This window comes from Pseudomonas sp. BGI-2 (genome assembly GCF_004310295.1).
Taxonomy (GTDB): domain Bacteria; phylum Pseudomonadota; class Gammaproteobacteria; order Pseudomonadales; family Pseudomonadaceae; genus Aquipseudomonas.
Genome location: NZ_SISB01000006.1, coordinates 158,521 through 174,820, shown reverse-complemented (window position 1 = coordinate 174,820; position 16,300 = coordinate 158,521). Strand labels below are relative to the sequence as shown.

At 61.7% G+C, this 16,300-nt stretch carries 18 protein-coding genes; all 18 read right to left on the bottom strand.

Going from position 1 to position 16,300, the window contains the following annotated elements:
• Positions 1-489: 489 nt before the first annotated feature.
• The 18 genes from EYC95_RS06800 to EYC95_RS06715 all read right to left on the bottom strand — a co-directional run bounded on the left by EYC95_RS06800 (position 490) and on the right by EYC95_RS06715 (position 16,104).
• Positions 490-1,356: a CsgG/HfaB family protein gene (locus EYC95_RS06800; protein ID WP_131059668.1), complete on the bottom strand. Its 867-nt coding sequence runs from the start codon at positions 1,354-1,356 to the stop codon at positions 490-492.
• Between the two features lie 31 nt (positions 1,357-1,387).
• Positions 1,388-1,807, bottom strand: a complete 420-nt coding sequence (locus EYC95_RS06795) for a curli assembly protein CsgF (RefSeq protein WP_109632931.1) — start codon at positions 1,805-1,807, stop codon at positions 1,388-1,390.
• Complete coding sequence (csgE, locus tag EYC95_RS06790) at positions 1,804-2,196, bottom strand: curli production assembly/transport protein CsgE (protein ID WP_131059667.1); 393 nt, start codon at positions 2,194-2,196, stop codon at positions 1,804-1,806. Before csgE ends, EYC95_RS06795 begins: the two co-directional genes overlap by 4 nt.
• Positions 2,193-2,732, bottom strand: a complete 540-nt coding sequence (locus EYC95_RS06785) for a type II secretion system protein (RefSeq protein ID WP_131059666.1) — start codon at positions 2,730-2,732, stop codon at positions 2,193-2,195. Before EYC95_RS06785 ends, csgE begins: the two co-directional genes overlap by 4 nt.
• The gene (locus tag EYC95_RS06780) at positions 2,707-3,081 is read right to left on the bottom strand and encodes a type II secretion system protein (protein ID WP_131059665.1); all 375 of its coding nucleotides are present in this window, start codon (positions 3,079-3,081) and stop codon (positions 2,707-2,709) included. Before EYC95_RS06780 ends, EYC95_RS06785 begins: the two co-directional genes overlap by 26 nt.
• Positions 3,082-3,084: 3 nt before the next feature.
• The gene (locus EYC95_RS06775; protein ID WP_131059664.1) at positions 3,085-3,558 is read right to left on the bottom strand and encodes a type II secretion system protein; all 474 of its coding nucleotides are present in this window, start codon (positions 3,556-3,558) and stop codon (positions 3,085-3,087) included.
• Positions 3,559-3,560: 2 nt separating this feature from the next.
• Positions 3,561-5,414, bottom strand: a complete 1,854-nt coding sequence (locus EYC95_RS06770; protein WP_131059663.1) for a secretin N-terminal domain-containing protein — start codon at positions 5,412-5,414, stop codon at positions 3,561-3,563.
• Entirely contained in the window at positions 5,411-5,929 is a 519-nt protein-coding gene (locus tag EYC95_RS06765) for a hypothetical protein (RefSeq protein WP_131059662.1), read from the bottom strand. Before EYC95_RS06765 ends, EYC95_RS06770 begins: the two co-directional genes overlap by 4 nt.
• Complete coding sequence (locus tag EYC95_RS06760) at positions 5,929-6,477, bottom strand: GspMb/PilO family protein (RefSeq protein WP_131059661.1); 549 nt, start codon at positions 6,475-6,477, stop codon at positions 5,929-5,931. Before EYC95_RS06760 ends, EYC95_RS06765 begins: the two co-directional genes overlap by 1 nt.
• Complete coding sequence (locus EYC95_RS06755; RefSeq protein ID WP_131059660.1) at positions 6,464-7,009, bottom strand: PilN domain-containing protein; 546 nt, start codon at positions 7,007-7,009, stop codon at positions 6,464-6,466. Before EYC95_RS06755 ends, EYC95_RS06760 begins: the two co-directional genes overlap by 14 nt.
• Before the next feature lies 1 nt (position 7,010).
• Entirely contained in the window at positions 7,011-7,814 is an 804-nt protein-coding gene (locus tag EYC95_RS06750; protein ID WP_131059659.1) for a hypothetical protein, read from the bottom strand.
• The gene (locus tag EYC95_RS06745) at positions 7,795-9,501 is read right to left on the bottom strand and encodes a GspE/PulE family protein (protein WP_131059658.1); all 1,707 of its coding nucleotides are present in this window, start codon (positions 9,499-9,501) and stop codon (positions 7,795-7,797) included. Before EYC95_RS06745 ends, EYC95_RS06750 begins: the two co-directional genes overlap by 20 nt.
• Positions 9,502-9,585: 84 nt before the next feature.
• On the bottom strand, positions 9,586-10,119 hold the full coding sequence (locus tag EYC95_RS06740; protein ID WP_131059657.1) for a response regulator: 534 nt from the start codon (positions 10,117-10,119) through the stop codon (positions 9,586-9,588).
• 217 nt (positions 10,120-10,336) lie between these two features.
• Positions 10,337-11,290, bottom strand: coding sequence for a peptidylprolyl isomerase (locus EYC95_RS06735; RefSeq protein ID WP_131059656.1), 954 nt, complete (start codon positions 11,288-11,290; stop codon positions 10,337-10,339).
• Positions 11,291-11,304: 14 nt separating this feature from the next.
• Positions 11,305-12,855, bottom strand: a complete 1,551-nt coding sequence (locus EYC95_RS06730; RefSeq protein WP_131059655.1) for an ABC transporter substrate-binding protein — start codon at positions 12,853-12,855, stop codon at positions 11,305-11,307.
• Between the two features lie 9 nt (positions 12,856-12,864).
• Positions 12,865-13,485, bottom strand: a complete 621-nt coding sequence (locus EYC95_RS06725) for an SCO family protein (RefSeq protein ID WP_131059654.1) — start codon at positions 13,483-13,485, stop codon at positions 12,865-12,867.
• A complete protein-coding gene (locus tag EYC95_RS06720; protein WP_131059653.1) occupies positions 13,482-14,138 on the bottom strand; it encodes an SCO family protein in 657 nt (218 codons plus the stop codon). The genes EYC95_RS06725 and EYC95_RS06720 overlap by 4 nt, the downstream gene beginning before the upstream one ends.
• A 13-nt stretch (positions 14,139-14,151) precedes the next feature.
• Positions 14,152-16,104 (bottom strand): YncE family protein, encoded by a 1,953-nt coding sequence (locus tag EYC95_RS06715; RefSeq protein WP_131059652.1) that lies wholly within the window; start codon positions 16,102-16,104, stop codon positions 14,152-14,154.
• Between the last annotated feature and the right edge of the window lie 196 nt (positions 16,105-16,300).

Below are 16,300 nucleotides of genomic sequence, written 5' to 3'. Positions count from 1 at the left end.
CGGTTTACGTTCCACGCTTCCTTCCCACACTCGGTCGCCCTCATGCAGTTGCGCTTCGCTTCATTCGCTGTGGCCAGCTCAAGAGAGGACTTTCACCTCTAGGATGGCGCCCATGCTGGGCGCACAAGGGACTCGCCGTAAGGGCGAAACCATAAGTGGCCGTTACCGCAGGAATGGATATGTACACCTGAAAGAGATTGGTCGGCTACTAGGCCGCTATCGCGAGCAGGCTCGCTCCCACAGTTGGACGGGGCACATCTGAGGGAGATTGGTCGGCTGTCAGGCCGCATTCGCAGGCAAGCCAGCTCCCACAGTTGGACTGGGTACATCTGTGGGGAGATCGGCCGGCTGTCAGGCCGCCTTCGCGGGCAAGCCTCGCTCCTACAGGGGACCGGGTGCATCAGGGGGAACCTGGTCGGCCCGAAGGCCGCCAAGGTCAAGAGCTTCAGATCGAAGGTAAAGCCAGGTCGGCCCGAAGGCCGCCTCGGCTCACTCTTCCTCACCCTCAGGCACAACCTTGTTCTGGGTCAGGTAACGATCCAGCGTCGCATTGTTAACAGGCGAAGAATTATCCCCGGCCACCTGCCACAAATTCCGCTCAATCCCCTGGGCCAACAGGTGCCCGACGGCCGACTCGATCGCCGACAACACACACAACTGCGCCGGCTCGTTCGTGGTGTACCCGACCTCAGCCTCAAGCAACTTCTTGAACTCGATAAACTTGAACACCCCGGCACTGCGGCCCACCGAGTAAATCGTCTTGCTGGTCATCACATTCGCCAGCACCTGCCCACTGCGTACATCCACCGCACGAAGGTTCACCGACACCTGGTCCACCCGATACTCCCGGGAAATATCGATCCCCAGATACCGCGCCCCTTCCCCGCCGCTGCGCACGTTGGTGTCATAGGCAATGATCCCGCCTTCCAGCATCAGATTCGCCGCCTGCAACGGTGGCAGCTCGCCCTGAATATTCACCGGCGTATTGGGCTTCTTCTGCGAGGCGCGGATGATCTTGCGCTCGGTCAGCAGGTTCTGCAGCCCTTCACGTTCCAGCACCACAAACCAGCCACTGGCCTGCAACGCATCCATCAACATACTCGCCGCGCCCTGGGTCACGCTGGTCGAGAACGAACTGGCCGGGGTCGGTTTGTACTGCCCGGTCTGGTCCCGGAAGCCGTACACCACCGCCATCAACCGGCCCTTGGGTCGTGGCATGTTGATCAAGTCGTAATAGGTCGACGCCCGAGGGGTCAGGGTCGGCGACTCGGTGTCCTGCTCGGCCCCCACATTCTCGCGCAAACTGCACCCTTGCAATGCCGCCAACATCAACCCCAGCGCTATTATTTTTTTCATGTCCGTCTCTCCCCCTCGTCCCGAATCCCCTTCAAGGGGCTAGGCCATTCACCTGGATTTCCGAAATTTCACCGGTCGCTCGGTCGGTCACTTCAATGGTCAGTGCACCGGAGTCGTCGACGACGTTGACGATAAAAGCGTCGGTGGACAGGCTCCCGGTATTGCCCGTGGAGATGTTGTCCAGCAACTGCCCCAGCAACCGCGATTGCAACTGGCTGGTGAAGCGTTCAAGGGCCGAAGTCCCGGCCACCGAGGTGCGGTTTTTCAGGTCGGGATCGTCGTAATCGTTTTGCGCCTGGGCGTTGTTCAGCAACCAGGTGCCGTTCAACGGATTGCCGCCGAACGAGGGGTTGATGGGCGTGTAAACCAGCTCCGTGGCGTGCACCAGGCTGCAACTTCCCAGCCCGATCAACCAGAGCCCGAGGTTCCGTGAGACTGTTTTCGTTTTCATAATTCGTCCCTCTCAAGGTCCGTAGTGTCCTGCAACAAGGCTTCCAGCTTGCGCTGGACAATCTGCCCGCGAACCCAGTCGGCGGCGTCATAGGCCTCGTCCTTGAGTTCCACGGTGTTCGGTGGCAGGAAGCGCCGATAAACCAGTCGCTGCTGATATTCCACGGTCACCAGGCTGCCCCAGCGTGCCGAAGGTCGCTCGCGCACCACCAGGTTGAAATCCATTGGGCTGGTGGCGCGCAGGCGTTCACTGAACGAGTAGTAAAAGTCGTGGCCGATGTGCGAGATCGTGTCATCGACGATAAAACCCTTCATTTCGTCTTCCTCGCTAGCGTTCGCGAACATCGCCACGCAGGCGAGGATCAGGGCCGACAACCATTGGCGGTTCATGGCGTCACCGCCTGAGACCCTGCGGAGTGGCTGTTCGCCGGGCCCGAGGCGCCATCGAGGAAAGCTTTCTCGGCCACGAACTGCCAGTCCTTGTAGCTCGCCATGCCGGTGAAGTCCGACCACTGGCTGGGGAAGTCCGACTGCTTCAGCGGCAGGTCCGTGGAAGGACTGTTGAGGCCGGTGATGCGCCCGTCGAACCCGCGCATCAGGGTCCATTCACCCCCCCCGATCGGGTCCGGGTACAGCTGGCGAATATGATGTTTGGCCGTCGGAAAACGCTCGTCCTGCAACAAGTCTTCAAGCTCTTTCGGGTACTGCGCCAGGCCTGGCGAACTGCGGTAATAACTGCGCAAGGCCTGGGCATATTGAGTGCCGACCCACAGCAATTGGCGTTCGCGATCACGACGCGAGGCGGTCGACCACAACTCGCCGGCACTGGCCAGGCCCATGCCCATCACCATGATCAGAAACAGCACGCCCAGGTAAGTGAACCCGGCCTCGTTGGCGGGCTTACCACTCGGAATAAAGGCTGCCATCACGCGCCCTCCCTGTGGATCCGCTTTTGATATCGGCGACCCCGCCCGGTACGCCGTCAGGTGGCGCGACCAGCACCCAGAGGTCCTTGCGTTCAGCAATCGGGTCCATCGGCGGATTGCGCAGGTAACGCTGTTCCACCAGTTGCTCCAGAGAATCGGGATAGCGTCCGGTGTCGCCGTAGTAGTGATCCAGTGCTTCGCGCATGGCCGACAGGCTCTGGCGCAGCGTGGTTTCTTTCGAGGCTTCGAGGCTGTTGAAATAGCGTGGCAAGGCGATGGTCATCAGGGTCGCGATGATTGCCATGACCACCATCAGTTCCAGCAGGGTAAAACCCTTTTCCCGACGCATGTTTCACCACTCCCGGTAGGCAATGCCGTTGAGACCCTTGCCGCGTGCATGGGAGTAAACGTCGAAAACGTCTTCGCCATCCCGCGGGTTTTGAGCCGTACTGTCGTAAGAGCGCAAGCCCCAGCCACCGTCGTCGTCACGCTTGACCGGCGTCAGCGGGTCATGGGGTACACGGCGTAAAAAGTAGAACTTGGCCCCCTTGGCGCTGCGCACATCACGCACGCCTTCCACCAGCACTTGCAGGCTCGGTGGATAGCCGCTGCTGTTCAGCGACTTCTCGATGTAACCGGCGTCGAAGGCGCGTTTGTAGGCGTCGATGGCGTCGCGGATCTGGTACAGCGCTGCGCGCAATTCCTGCTCTTTGCCCCGGCGCACCACGGTCTCGGTCAGCGGCGCGGCCATGCCGGCCAGCAGGCCGATCAGGGCCAGCGTCACCACCACTTCGATCAAGGTAAAACCACGTTGCGAGGCGTTCATGATCAAGGCTTCTCGACGACAACAGGGGTGGAAGTGGACGCTACCGGCGGCCGATCGATGTGCTCATTCTGAATCGGCGGTTGCATCCGACGGTCAGGCGCCTGGATGTGCATGCTGGTTTCGGTACCGGTTGGGAATTCCATGTCCGAAGGGCTCTGGTACGGCAGGTTGCGCACGATGCGTGGGGTGATGGAGAGCACCAGTTCCGACTTGCCGACGGTGTCCTTGTTGCTGCCGAACAAACGGCCAAGACCGGGGATGTCGCCAAGCCCCGGAATCTTGTTGCCCGTGGCACCATGGTCATCGCGCATCAGACCGGCCAACACTTGAGTTTCACCGTCATGCAAACGCAGGGTGGTCTGGGCGTTTCGGGTGTCGACCTGAACCGGAATCGTGCCTTGGCGGGTCGGCTCCAGCGGCGTGGCGTTACTGACTTCCAGGGCGATCTTGATTGCCACTTCATTGTTCAGGTGCACGGTCGGTTGCACTTCAAGCTTCAGACCGACGTCCAGGTAAGTGACGCTTTCAGTGATGACCGGACCCTGGGTCGACGGCACCGAAGTGGCGCTGATGATCGGCACACGCTGACCGATGTGGATACGCGCCTGCTCACGGTTGCTGACGCGGATCACCGGGCTGGCCAGGGTATTGATGTCGTTGTCCTGGGCGTTGATCTTGGCCTGGGGCGACGGCGAAATGGTGATCCGGCTGGAGTTGATGCCTTTGAGTTGATCGAGCAGGGTCACCGCCGAACCGTCGCTGTTGACCACGCCGAAGGTGTTCGGCCATTGCAGCCCAAGGTCCAGAATGCGTTGAGTGGCGACTTCCATCACCTCCACTTCCAACACCACTTCCGGGTTGGACTGGTCTTGGGATTGCAGGAGTTTTTCGGCCATGCGCACGGCGTCTTCGGTGTCGCGCATGGTCAGGGTGTTGAGGCGTTCATCGACGAACACGTCACGAGTCTTGAGCATGGTTTTGATCATGTTCAGTGCGGTGTTGGCATCGATGCTGGTCAGGTAAAAGGTGCGCATCACCAGCTCTTGATAATCCTTGAGCTTCTGCGGTGAGTCGGGGTAGATCAGCAAGGTGTTTTCGTTCACCACCTTCTGATGCAGCTGGTTCTGTTGCAGCAGCAGTTCCACGGCGTCTTCGATCCGCACATCACGCACGAAGATGGTGGCTTTCATGTCCGGGCGCAGGTCCTTGTCGAAGATGAAGTTCAATCCGGCGACCTGGGACAGCACTTCGAAGATGGTTTTCAGGTTGGCATCGCGAAACTCCAGGGTCACCGGCCGGTCGAGACGGGTGCGCAGTTGCGGATAAGGAATCACGTTGCGGCTTTGCACCAGACGGATATTGCTTTGCAGCGCCAGGGCGCCTTCATTCTTGGGGTCCAGTTCGAGGATCTGTTTGACCTGGCGGTCGGCGCCGTAGATATCGCCGCGACGCAGGTCGCCCCGGGCCAGTTCGAGTTTGTCATCCAGACTGCGCATGTGTTCGAGTTGGCGCAGGGAGTCCTGGGCCCGACGGTTGTTGGGTTCGATGGTCAACACCCGGCTATACGCCATGCGTGCCGACGCGAAATCACGCTGGGCGCGATCCATGTCGCCTTGGGTCAACAACGCCGTCACGGCACGGGCACGGCCGCTGGTCAGGGCGAGGTGCAGTTCGGTGTTGCGAGGGTTTTCCTTGAGCCCTTCCTCGATACGGGCCAGGCCGGCTTCATACTGCCCCGACGCCATCAGGTCGGTCCCCTCCTGCTTGGCGACTTGCGCCGAACTGCACGCGGCCAGCGCTGCGCACAGGCAAAGGCTCATCAGCGCTCCTATCGTATTACGGCATGATCTGATCATTGCGTGCTCCCCACAGACAAGGTCTGGGACAAATGCAGAGGCAGGTAGACAAAGCTGAGTTCCTCGTCGGAAATCTCCTCGATCCGCCAGGTGTCGTCGATCACATCCCCTTTGCGTACGACGTATATTTTTTCGCCGTTCTGCAAAAACACTTGCAGGTCGGAACGGTCACTCATCTTGCCGACGAACTGGAAAGGCATCGGCGGTACGCTGGGGACTTGCACCACCGGGGTCGGGTTGACGGGTTGTTCGGTGACGCTGGCCAGCGTCGGTGCAGCCTTCCAGCTGCGGGCGGCGAACAGGTCACCGGACGGGCTCAGGTCTTTGATTGCCGCTGGTTTGCCACTGGCTGCGGCGGCCGGCAAAGTGCCGCGGGTTTTGCTTTTGGTGGGCGTTGTCGCGGTCGCGACCGCCGCATCGGCTTCGTCCGACGGCAAGAAGTAATCAGGCCCCCAGGTCAGCGCCGCGGCTACGCCGAAGAACGCCACCCAACCCACTACGCGTTTGGTATTCATCATGACCTCGACAGGTAAAGGGTCATGCGGATCCGCCCGGTCAGGTCGGTGTCGGCGATCTTTTTACGCTGGAACTCCACGTCCTCCACCACCACGGCGGGCAACTGACCGAGCAACGCGTGCAGGAACCGCCGCAGTTGCGGGTAGCTGCCACGCACCGGCAGCAGAATCTGATAACGCGCCAGATGCGTCTTGGGGTCGATGCCCAAGGAGTATTCACCGCGTGCCAGGGTGATGTGTTCCTGGGCCGCCAGCGCGTAGATCTTGTCGATGGCCACGGTGGCCTGAGGCTGCGACGGCAACTTGCTGCGGAAGTCGTCGAGCTGACGTTGCGGCACCACCGGGGCGGCGACACTGCCGTCTTCGACCTTGGCCAGGTACTCGCCGGCTTCGCGGGTCTGCTGGCTGAGGGTTTGCAGCGAGTTCCAGTCCGGCATCAAGCCACCCAAGGCCCAGGCCAGCGCCAGCAGCAACATCGCCACCCCTACCAGGCCGGGCACACCCAGGCCTTGCAGGTATTCGTGGACGATCAATCTAGAGATTTGCATCGCCGATCTCCCAGCTAGCCGACAGGTTGAATTGCACCGGTTGTTCCGGTGATTTCACGACGATTTCGTGGCTGAGCAGCGACACATCGGAGAGCTCGTCGCTGGCTTCGAGGCGGCGGTGGAAGTCGAGCATCGCTTCCAGGTCCCGTGCCTCGGCGCTGATGCGCACCTGGCCTTTGCGGGCATCCGGGGTCAGGGTCAGCAAGGCGATGTTGTCGCGCGGCATCGCTTCGAGCATGGCGAAAAGGCGTTCCCAGGGCCGGCGCAGTTGCTGCGAGACCTTGCGCATTTCCGCCAGATTCTGGGCTTGCTCGCGGGTTTCGGCCGGGCTCAGGGTGACTTTGCTGCCGGTGTCGCCCGTGAGTTCACGCTGGGCATGCTGCAAATGGCCTTGTTGCTGCGAGGCTTGTTCGGCGACGTGCTGCTGGGCGACGAAACAGGTCACGACCAGCACCACGCCACCCGCCAGCAGGCTCCAGCCCAATGGGCCCGAGCGGCGGCGTGGCTGGAAGTCGAGCGTCAGGGCGCGCATGTCAGGCCACCGCCCGGGACATGACGTACAAACAATCGTGTACGGATGTCCGGTCCTCTTCGAGGGTGCGCAGATGCACACCCGGTACGTCAGGCTGCACATCGATGCGAGCGGGAGCGTGCAGGTAAACGTTCAGCGGCCGTTCGCTGGTGGAGGCCTGCAACTGGCTTTCACGGCCGATCAGCGCGGTCAGCGCGGCATCGCTGTCGCTGCTGCCCACCGAACGCACCGAGGTCCAGCGCCCTTCCCTGGCCAGCAGCAAGACACTGCGCACCGGCTCGGCGACCACGAACAGGAAGTCGCCGGCATCGAGGCTTTTATCGAAGTGATTGAACGCCGCCATCAGGTACGGCTGCACCGACCGCAGGCGCAGGCCGCGACCGCTGACCAGGCTGCGCAGACGCGCCAGCAAGTCTTGCGGCAGCGCGGTGGCGATCCGGTCGAAACCCGCAGGTTCTGCCGACAACACCATGCTCCAGGGCTGAGTCGGTACGCCGTAGAGGTCTTCGAAACACAGTTGGGCAAACCCGAGCAATTCGTCGGGGCTGGTGATTTGTTCGCTCCAGGGCACCAGGCAGAAACGGCTGAAGTGACCGGAGACCACCACGCTCAATTCCGCACCGGCAGGCGCGTGTTCACCCAGCAAGCGGTCGAGGGTTTCGAGGGCGACGGCCCAGGCATGGAAGCCTTCATCGATAAAGCCGACGCTGCCCAACCACAGGGTGTCGCCACCCTTGCGCTGGCCCAGGCCGACACCACTGGCGCCGAGCACGGCGACATAACGATCACGAGACAAAAGTGACACGATTGATCTCCTCGAGCGTGGTCCGCCCTTCCTGCACCAGTTCCAGAGCGGACTCGCGCAACAGGCGCAAGCCACGTTTGCAAGCGTGTGCCTTGATCTTCGAAACAGGTTGGCGCTCGACGATCATCTGCCGCAGTTCGTCGTCCAGGTGCAGCAGCTCGGCAATCGCGGTCCGCCCGCGATAACCGGTGCCCCGGCAATGGCCGCAGCCTTTGCCATGGACGAAGTGGTAATGATCGACCTTTTGCGGGTCGAGCCCGGAGAGGCGCAGTTCTTCATCGGTCGGGTTGCACGGCGCACTGCAACTGGCGCACACCAGGCGGATCAGCCGTTGAGCCAGCACGGCGTTGAGGGCCGAGACGAGGCTGTAAGGGTCGATTTCCATCTGAGTAAAACGGCCGATCACGTCGAACACGTTGTTGGCGTGAATGGTGGTGAACACCAGGTGCCCGGTCAGGGCCGATTGCACGGCGATCTGCGCCGTATCGGGGTCGCGGATTTCACCGACCATGATCTTGTCCGGGTCATGGCGCAGGATCGAGCGCAGACCACGGGCAAAGGTCAGGCCTTTCTTTTCATTGACCGGGATTTGCAGGACGCCCGGCAGTTGGTATTCCACCGGGTCTTCAATGGTGATGATCTTGTCCACGCCGTGGTTGATCTCGGTGATCATCGCGTAGAGGGTGGTGGTCTTGCCGCTACCGGTCGGGCCAGTCACCAGCACCATGCCGTAAGGTTCGGCGGCCAGCCGGCGCAGCGCGCGCAGGGTTTCGTCTTCAAAGCCCAGGGCCTGCAATTGCACGCCACTGACCTTGTCCGCCAGGTCCTGTTTGTCGAGGACCCGCAGCACCGCGTCTTCACCAAAAATGCTCGGCATGATAGACACCCGGAAGTCGATCTGCCGACCGCTGATGCCGATCTTGAAACGACCGTCCTGGGGCACGCGTTTTTCGCCGATGTCCAGTTCGGCCATGACTTTGACCCGGGAGATCACCTGCTCGGCGAATTCGCTGCCCTGGATTTTGCTGATGTTGTTCAGCACGCCGTCGATCCGGTACTTGATCACCAGGCCGCTGCCGGTGGTGCCCAGATGGATGTCGCTGGCGTGCATTTTCAGCGCGTCGTAGAGGGTCGAGTTGACCAGTTTGACCACCACGCTGGCGTCTTCGCTGATGCTGGTCAGGGACAGGCTTTGCAGGGTATCGATTTCGACATTGGCGTCGGCCTGGGCGTTGAGCGATTCCACCGCGTGGAAACTCTCTTCGTGGCGCGCCAAGTAGGCTTTCAGGTCGTCGGCATGCACCAGGTACAGCGGCGCGCCGTGCAGGCAATCATCGATCCAGGCAAGACGCGACGTATCAAAGGGGTCGGCAAACACTCCAATCACCGCATCGTCGTGACGCAGCAGGATGAATTCTCGCTTGAGGCATTGGGCCAGGGTGACCCGGTCGAACACCGGGGTGGCTTGAAACAGGGTGTCGGTGTCGAGCACCGGATAATGCAGGGTAGCGCCGAGGCACTGGATGAAGGGCATGGGGGCCAGTTCGCTCAACGCCCCGAGGGCTTCCAGAACCCGCTCGCCGGAGCTGGTTGCCCGGGCTCGGGCCTGGACCAGCTGTTCACTGGAAAATCGCGACGGTACACATTCCGACAGCGCCGGTTCGACGGCTAGGGATAGACGGTCCATGGCATGCTCTCCAACGCCGGGGGCTTTGAGCCCTGTCGACGCGGCAGGCCATTACGGCGTATGCCGGAACGTCTTGTCGCGCCACTACTCCCCGGTGAGCAATTGTCCGTCGTCTGGTGCCTTGGAGGTCGATGAACTTCGTCGACGATCTGCCAGCACCCAACTGCCGTCGTACAACTGCAGCGGGAAACTTTCGGTCCTGCTCTGGCGTCGTTCGACAAATCCTTCGGATGGGCTCGCGCCTGTTCGGTTTTCACGCTCCATCCCTAAAAGGTCACAGACTGCTCGGGCCAATTCCGCCATTGGAAACGGTTTGAACAGGATATGGCTGACTCCCAGTTGCCGGGCCCGCTCACAGACTTCAGCGGTTGGGTGCCCGGTAATCAGCACAAAATGGCACTTCCTGTTCTGGCGGACGGCATCGAGCACCTCAAAGCCTTCCATATCGGGCAAGCGGTAATCGAACACCATCACATCGGGTGCAAACTGTTCGGCTTCACCGATACCTGTCGCACCGTCATGTGCTATCCGGACTTCCAGCTTTTGCGCCTGAAGGAAATCCTTGAGGTTTTCGGCAAGAAGCTGTTCGTCTTCGACAACCAGTACTTTGTTTAACAAGGTGGACTCCTTGAAACCGCAGGTCCGAAATTCGTGCCTGGGAGTACGCGCCTTAATTAGGCTAACGCACACTTCATGCCAGACTGAGCGTCGGTTTTTGGCCGCTTCATCTCTATGATTTTCATGAAAAAATCTTTTCGTTCAGGAACCCCGTTCCCCAAAGGCGGGGAAGCGCTCGGATTTGCCCTGAAGCTTTCCCCACATTTGGGGGGAACCTTCAATCATCGTCGATCCGTTCGATTCGATTGCTTGATCGCAACTGCGCCAGAACCCGTAGACGAGCCTGATCCTTTTGCTGTCGGGCAAGGTACGCCCGAACCATTTCAAGCCCCTGAACTTCTGAGACATCGGCCGTCTCCATGTGGTTCTGCAAGTAGATCAAATGCCAGCCCAGCGGTGTGCGCACCGACGCGCTGACGGCCCCCGGCGCCAGGGCAAATGCCGCTGCTTCGAATTCCGGCATCATGCGCCCACGGGGAAAATAGCCCAGATCCCCGCCTTCGGTGGCGGAAGCATCTTCGGAGCCGGCCCGGGCAACGCTGGCAAAGTCTTCGCCCTGGCTGATTTTCACCCGCATCTCCTCTAAGCGTAGCCGCGCTGCTTCAACTGTGGCGGCATCGGCCCCCTGAGGCACTTTGACCAGGATGTGCCGCGCCTGGATTTGCTCTGGCGTGCTCATTTCAGCGCGATGTTCTTCGTAGAACGCGCGGACCTGATTTTCATCCGGCTCAGCCACCTTGGTGAGGTCGGCAAAGATTTGCTGCGCCGCAAGCTCACGGCGCGTGTACTCGATAAAGGTGGCTTCGTCGAAACCGGCGTCTTCGAGCCTGCGGGCTAACACCTCGGCACCACCGATCGCTTGCCGCGTCTGCTCGACCTGGCTTTGCACCACTTCATCGCTGATCTCCACCCCGCGCTTGCGCGCCTCTTGCCACAGCAACTCTTTGTCGATCAGGGCGTCCAGCGCTTTCTGGCGCAATTGCTTGTACGCCGTGGGGTTGCGAATGCTGCCCACCGCCCGACCCTGGTCCTCCAGGTACTCGGCGAAAAAACGCTCCAGACGGAACTCGGAAATGACTTCGCCGTTGACTCGCGCGGCGGCCGGGCCATTGCTGGCAAACGCCATGGGACCCCACATCGTCAGCAGGATCAGCAGAGTCTTGAATTTCATTATCAGGCCTCCCGTCAGGGTGTCGCGGCAATGGGTTTGTACGGTGCGACCAGAAAGAAGCGCTGGTCGGGTAAATCTACGGTGACGATATGGGCACCACTCAAGCCCAGTCGGCGGCCCGGACCGAAGCTGATCAGCGGGGTCAGCCCGGTGTCGAAATCATGCAACCCTTCAAGGGCGCTGATGAGTTTCTCGCGGCTGGCATCGCGCCCGGCCTGTTTCATGCCTTCGCTGAGCAGCAGCATCGAACTGTAGGCGCCGACTTGCAGTACCGAGTGCTCACCGCCCAGCCCCTGGTTCTTGCGCAATTGCGTCAAGGCGAGGCGTCCGGCCAGCGTCCAGTCACTGGGCACGAACGGATAAGCCAGAAACACCCGCCGGGAAAAACCACTGGGCAATTGAAACAGGTCGCCTGCCACCTGATTCGACGCGGCGAACAGGTAAGGCACCTGACCCGCCGATTGCAAGCGCTCGGCGAGGCGACTGAAACCGACGCCGCTGCCCAGGTAAAACACCGATCGCGAGCCCAGCGGCAGCTCGTCCTGCGCCGAGGTGTAGGCCTGCAGCCGCACGTGCTGCCAGGCGCGATCTTGCAGGTACTGCCCGAGGTTCTGCGCCGCCAGTCGTTGGCTCGGCTCATCCGGGTAGACAATCAGCGTCGGCCCCTGGAGCAAGCGCAAATTGGCGGCACCGTAGTCGGCCAGGGCGATCAGTTGCTCGCGCAGCCCGGACAGCGGTTCGAAAATCTGTCGACTGGCCTGGGCCATGCCCTGCAGCGAGAGCGGCCCGATCAGCGGAACGCCGGCGCGTTCCAGCCGTGTGGCCAGTTCTGTGTCGAGTGCAGGTGCCAGCGGCGCGATCAGGGCGAACACCTGTTCCTGCTCGATCAAGCGGTCCAGCGCCTGTTCGGCACTGGCGCGGTCCGGGCCCGGATCGAGGATGGTCAGGCGCAGTTGCCGGCCATGAATTCCGCCTGCCTCGTTGATCCGCGCCACGCTGCCCTTGAGCACCGCCGCTACCGTGGCACCCTCCTCGCTCAACGGTCCGTGACTCGGTAACAAGGTGCCCAGGTGCAAACTGTCGGCGGTCAACCCCGGATCACGGTCCTCGGCCACGCGCTTGAGGTAGGCCGTGAGGTTGCGCTGATCATTCATCGACAGCACGAACCGCGGCATCGCCGGGTCCAGTCGATTGTTCGCCGGATCACGCCCTTCCTGAATCGCCCGGGCGAGTGTGCCCTCGGTGTAGGCCGGGTAATTGCGACCATTGACCTGCTGCTGACCGTAACCACTGGAAAGGCGCGACCAGCTGATACCTGGCGGCCGTACCCCGCCTTCGGGCCGCCCTTGAGCATCGGCGCCATGGCAATTGGCACACGGCAGGCTGGTGGCTGGCAGCAGCATGTCCGCCGCCCCGACCCTGGCCATGATCGGCTCACCGCTCCCGGACACACCCTCGCGGTACAGCCGTTTACCGGCGCTTTCGCTGGGGCTCAGCGGCAACGCATTGGCGGTGAGGCTGATGCCGCCAAGCAGTAGCAGGCCGAGGACGAGGGCTGTTTTCATGGCGCGGGCTCAACGACCGGCCACGGGCATTGTCAGCAACTGCAAGCGCTGGGCAATGGCGGCGGCCGGTGCGTCGGGACGGATCTTGCTCCAGCGCTTGTTGGCCACGTCACCGACAATCAGCTGCGTTGAATGCTGCTCGGGGGTCGGCACAATCTGGCCGATGCGCCCCAGCACAAGGTCCATTTGCGCCTTGTCACCAGTAAGAAAAAGCCAGTGGGGGCCATCGACGCCCTGCTTCAAGGTGTAAGCCTTGAGTACCGCCGGCGTATCGCGCAGCGGATCACTGGTAAGGGAGATAAAGGTAATGCCATCGGCCTTGTCGCCCAGCACCTCACGGACTTCCTTGAGCTTGCGGGTGATCAGCGGGCAGGCATCGTTGCAACGGGTGAACATCACGTTCAGCAGCACCACGCGGTTTTGCAGCGCGTCGCTGTAGAAGCGCAGCGTGTTGCCGTTCTGGTCCTGCAACGGTGTGTCGGTGAACCAGGTTTGCGCATCCCGCGTGCCGCTGGCCGGTTGCGCGGCGGCCACCGCCGGCGCCGGCTCCTGGTGTCCTTCGTGGGAAAACGCCATAAAACTGATCACGCAAAAACACATCGTCAGGAAGATCAAAACGAGGGCTTTCATGGCTGGTGCTCCATGGCAATGGCTGTGTGTTTGGCGTGGGCATTACGCTGGCCGCTGAGTTTCTCGACTTCACGTGTGAGCACTGCCGGGTCGGTAAAACCGTAATAGCGCGTCCAGTGGCGGCTGTTGCCGTCCCCCACCAGAATCAGCGGCTGATGGCTTTTGAAATCACCGCTGAAGGAGCCGAGGCCCTTGAGGGTTTCGTTGATCGACTGCGAGCTGCCGGTCAGCCAACTCCAGCCCCGGCCTTTCTGGAAGTTGCGGGCGTAGTCGTTGAGGCGCTTGGCATCATCGCGCTGCGGGTCGATGCTGATCGACACCAGTTGCACCTCGTCGCCGACCCGGGCGCCAAGTTGCTTCTGCACCTTGCCCATGATCGAGGACACCACCGGGCACACCGTGGTGCAACTGGTGTAGATGAAACTCATGACCACGATCTTGTTGGTCACCAGATCTTTCTCAAGTCGCACCGGTTTGCCGTTCTGGTCCACCAGCGCCACGTCGGCGAATTTGACCTGGGCGCTCTCCGAACTGGCGCTTTTGGCCGGCATGTCGTGCCCGGCATGTTCATCCGCCGAGTGCGCCAGGGCTTGGCCGATGCCGACGGCCAACAGGCAGAATGTCAGCAGTCCACGGTGTGCGAATCGATTCATGTCGGTTTCCTCTTCAATGGGCATCGCCGGGCAACACCCGAACGCTGGCAAAGGTCTTGTCATCGAAACTCGCGCCGAGGGACGCCGCGCGCACGTGCAGGTACCAGGCGCCGTTCTGGTCGAGGGTCACCGGGGCTTCGTAGATGCCGTTGCCCACTTCAAGGGCGGCGACGTGCTGGGCGCGGGAAGTCGGGGCGCGGAAGTAGCGCACCTGAACGTCCTTGACCCCGCTGCGCTGTGCCTTCTGGTGGCCCTGGACAATGCGAAACCGCACGGTGTAGGGGCTGCCGAGGGCTGCGGTGGATGTGTCGAGCATGAATTCGACTTTGGGCACGCCGGGGTGTTTGGCGAGGTTTTTGTCCGGCTCAACCAGCACCGTGAAGCAATGGATGATGTTCGGTTGGTTGAGCAGGAACGCCACGTCGAAACGCCCGGCGACTGGCAGTTTGATCCGCGAACTATAGAGCCCTGGCTCGACCTCGCGCAGGCTGCGGTCGATGACCATGGCCGCCCGCGCCACCTGCCCGCGATTGGGGTAACCGGACATCGGCGCGTTCATGCCTTCGGCGTAGAAGTAGGTGGTGTTGTCCACCGGGTTGACCACGAACACCGCGTTGTCGTCCCGCGACACCGCCAGGCTCGAAGCCAGTGGTAAATCACCGGCCAGACGTGGCGCTTGAGGCCCGGCTTCGAAGCCCTGGCTGATCGGCGTGCGGCCTGTTCCCAACGACGAGAGGTTGATCATCGTGACCTTGGCCGAGGCCAGTCCGCGTACATAGGCGTAGGCCTTGGTGAACACCACTTGATAGGGTTCGGCGGACACGTCCAGCTCATGGATCATCGAATCGGTGGCCGCGTCGATCACTGCGACCTGGTTTTCCAGGGTGTTGAGGACGATGCCGAAACGCCCGTCCGCGCTGAACCCCATAGGGCCCAGGCCCTGTTTCATCTTGATCACCCGCCGTACCGCGAGGCTGGCGGTATCGACCACGGTCACGGTGCCGTCCTTGCCGTCGGCGACATACACCGCCTGGGACAGCGGCGAGTACGCCACCGAGAGCGGGTGCGAGCCGGTCTTGAGTTGTTTGCTGATGGTCAGGCTGGCGATGTCGATGATGCTCAGCGTGCCGTCGTCGCGGTTGCTGACGAAGGCAAAACGGCTGTCTTTGCTGAAGGTGATTTCGTGATGCCCGGCCCCGGTCGCCAGGTGTTTGAGGGTCTTGAGGCTGCGGGTGTCGATCATCGTGACGCCGGACTGCTCGGCGGTCTTGGCATTGTTGCCGACCCACAGCAGACGCTCGTCCGGCTGCAAGGCCACGCGCACCGGGTTGCTGCCGGCGGCGACCGAGTCGATCATTTTGAGTTGCTCGCTGTCGATCACCGCCACTTCATCGGCCGTCGGCATGGAGACGAAAACGCGCTTGTTGTCCTTGGGCGTGATCCAGTCCATCGGTGGTTGCTTGATGTCGATCCGCGCCATGGTGCTGGTGATGCCGCCCACCGACACCGACGGATCGACCACCGAGACACTGGCATCGCGGTTCATCACCAATAGGAAGTAGCTGTTCAAATCGAGCATCGGCCGCGCACCGATGCTCGATTTCAGGAAGACCCCGACCCGGGATTTGCAGCTTTGCTCCCGGCCCTGGGCCTTGTCGGCGGCGACGGTTTCCGGGTCCAGCCAGGCGCCGGGATTGACGCCCGACAACGGCTGGCCCGAGGCACTGTCCCTGACGCGAAATTGCACGTCGGCAAACTCGCCTTCACGCAATACGCCATCCGCGGCCAATGGCTTGACCTCAAGCGCCACCGAAATCCCGTCACGGGAGAGGTTCTGACTGCTCCAGGTGTCCGGCAGCGCGACTTCGCTCAGCAGGTTGGGCGGCGCGGTGCGCCAGACGCCGAAGCTGATCAGCGCCACCCCGACGACCAGCGTGAAACCGGCGAATCCGATAGTCCTGTTCATAACACTCTCCCCTTCAGATCTTTGTCCGCTTTTCCCTTGTAGGAGCGAGCGGTGCGGCGGTCCGACTTGCCCGCGAAGGCGTCATTCGCTACCAGTCAAAACCGAGGTGAACCCTTCGCGGGCAAGCCTCGCTCCTACAGGGCTGGTGCTGTTCCTGTGGGAGCGGGCTTGCTCGCGAAGAGGCCGGCACATTCAA

What these genes read in the sequence shown, in the direction of transcription:
- EYC95_RS06800 (WP_131059668.1), bottom strand. Translation starts at nt 1,356, where the DNA reads ATGAAAAAAATAATAGCGCTGGGGTTGATGTTGGCGGCATTGCAAGGG.
- EYC95_RS06795 (WP_109632931.1), bottom strand. Translation starts at nt 1,807, where the DNA reads ATGAAAACGAAAACAGTCTCACGGAACCTCGGGCTCTGGTTGATCGGG.
- csgE (WP_131059667.1), bottom strand. Translation starts at nt 2,196, where the DNA reads ATGAACCGCCAATGGTTGTCGGCCCTGATCCTCGCCTGCGTGGCGATG.
- EYC95_RS06785 (WP_131059666.1), bottom strand. Translation starts at nt 2,732, where the DNA reads ATGGCAGCCTTTATTCCGAGTGGTAAGCCCGCCAACGAGGCCGGGTTC.
- EYC95_RS06780 (WP_131059665.1), bottom strand. Translation starts at nt 3,081, where the DNA reads ATGCGTCGGGAAAAGGGTTTTACCCTGCTGGAACTGATGGTGGTCATG.
- EYC95_RS06775 (WP_131059664.1), bottom strand. Translation starts at nt 3,558, where the DNA reads ATGAACGCCTCGCAACGTGGTTTTACCTTGATCGAAGTGGTGGTGACG.
- EYC95_RS06770 (WP_131059663.1), bottom strand. Translation starts at nt 5,414, where the DNA reads ATGATCAGATCATGCCGTAATACGATAGGAGCGCTGATGAGCCTTTGC.
- EYC95_RS06765 (WP_131059662.1), bottom strand. Translation starts at nt 5,929, where the DNA reads ATGAATACCAAACGCGTAGTGGGTTGGGTGGCGTTCTTCGGCGTAGCC.
- EYC95_RS06760 (WP_131059661.1), bottom strand. Translation starts at nt 6,477, where the DNA reads ATGCAAATCTCTAGATTGATCGTCCACGAATACCTGCAAGGCCTGGGT.
- EYC95_RS06755 (WP_131059660.1), bottom strand. Translation starts at nt 7,009, where the DNA reads ATGCGCGCCCTGACGCTCGACTTCCAGCCACGCCGCCGCTCGGGCCCA.
- EYC95_RS06745 (WP_131059658.1), bottom strand. Translation starts at nt 9,501, where the DNA reads ATGGACCGTCTATCCCTAGCCGTCGAACCGGCGCTGTCGGAATGTGTA.
- EYC95_RS06735 (WP_131059656.1), bottom strand. Translation starts at nt 11,290, where the DNA reads ATGAAATTCAAGACTCTGCTGATCCTGCTGACGATGTGGGGTCCCATG.
- EYC95_RS06730 (WP_131059655.1), bottom strand. Translation starts at nt 12,855, where the DNA reads ATGAAAACAGCCCTCGTCCTCGGCCTGCTACTGCTTGGCGGCATCAGC.
- EYC95_RS06725 (WP_131059654.1), bottom strand. Translation starts at nt 13,485, where the DNA reads ATGAAAGCCCTCGTTTTGATCTTCCTGACGATGTGTTTTTGCGTGATC.
- EYC95_RS06720 (WP_131059653.1), bottom strand. Translation starts at nt 14,138, where the DNA reads ATGAATCGATTCGCACACCGTGGACTGCTGACATTCTGCCTGTTGGCC.
- EYC95_RS06715 (WP_131059652.1), bottom strand. Translation starts at nt 16,104, where the DNA reads ATGAACAGGACTATCGGATTCGCCGGTTTCACGCTGGTCGTCGGGGTG.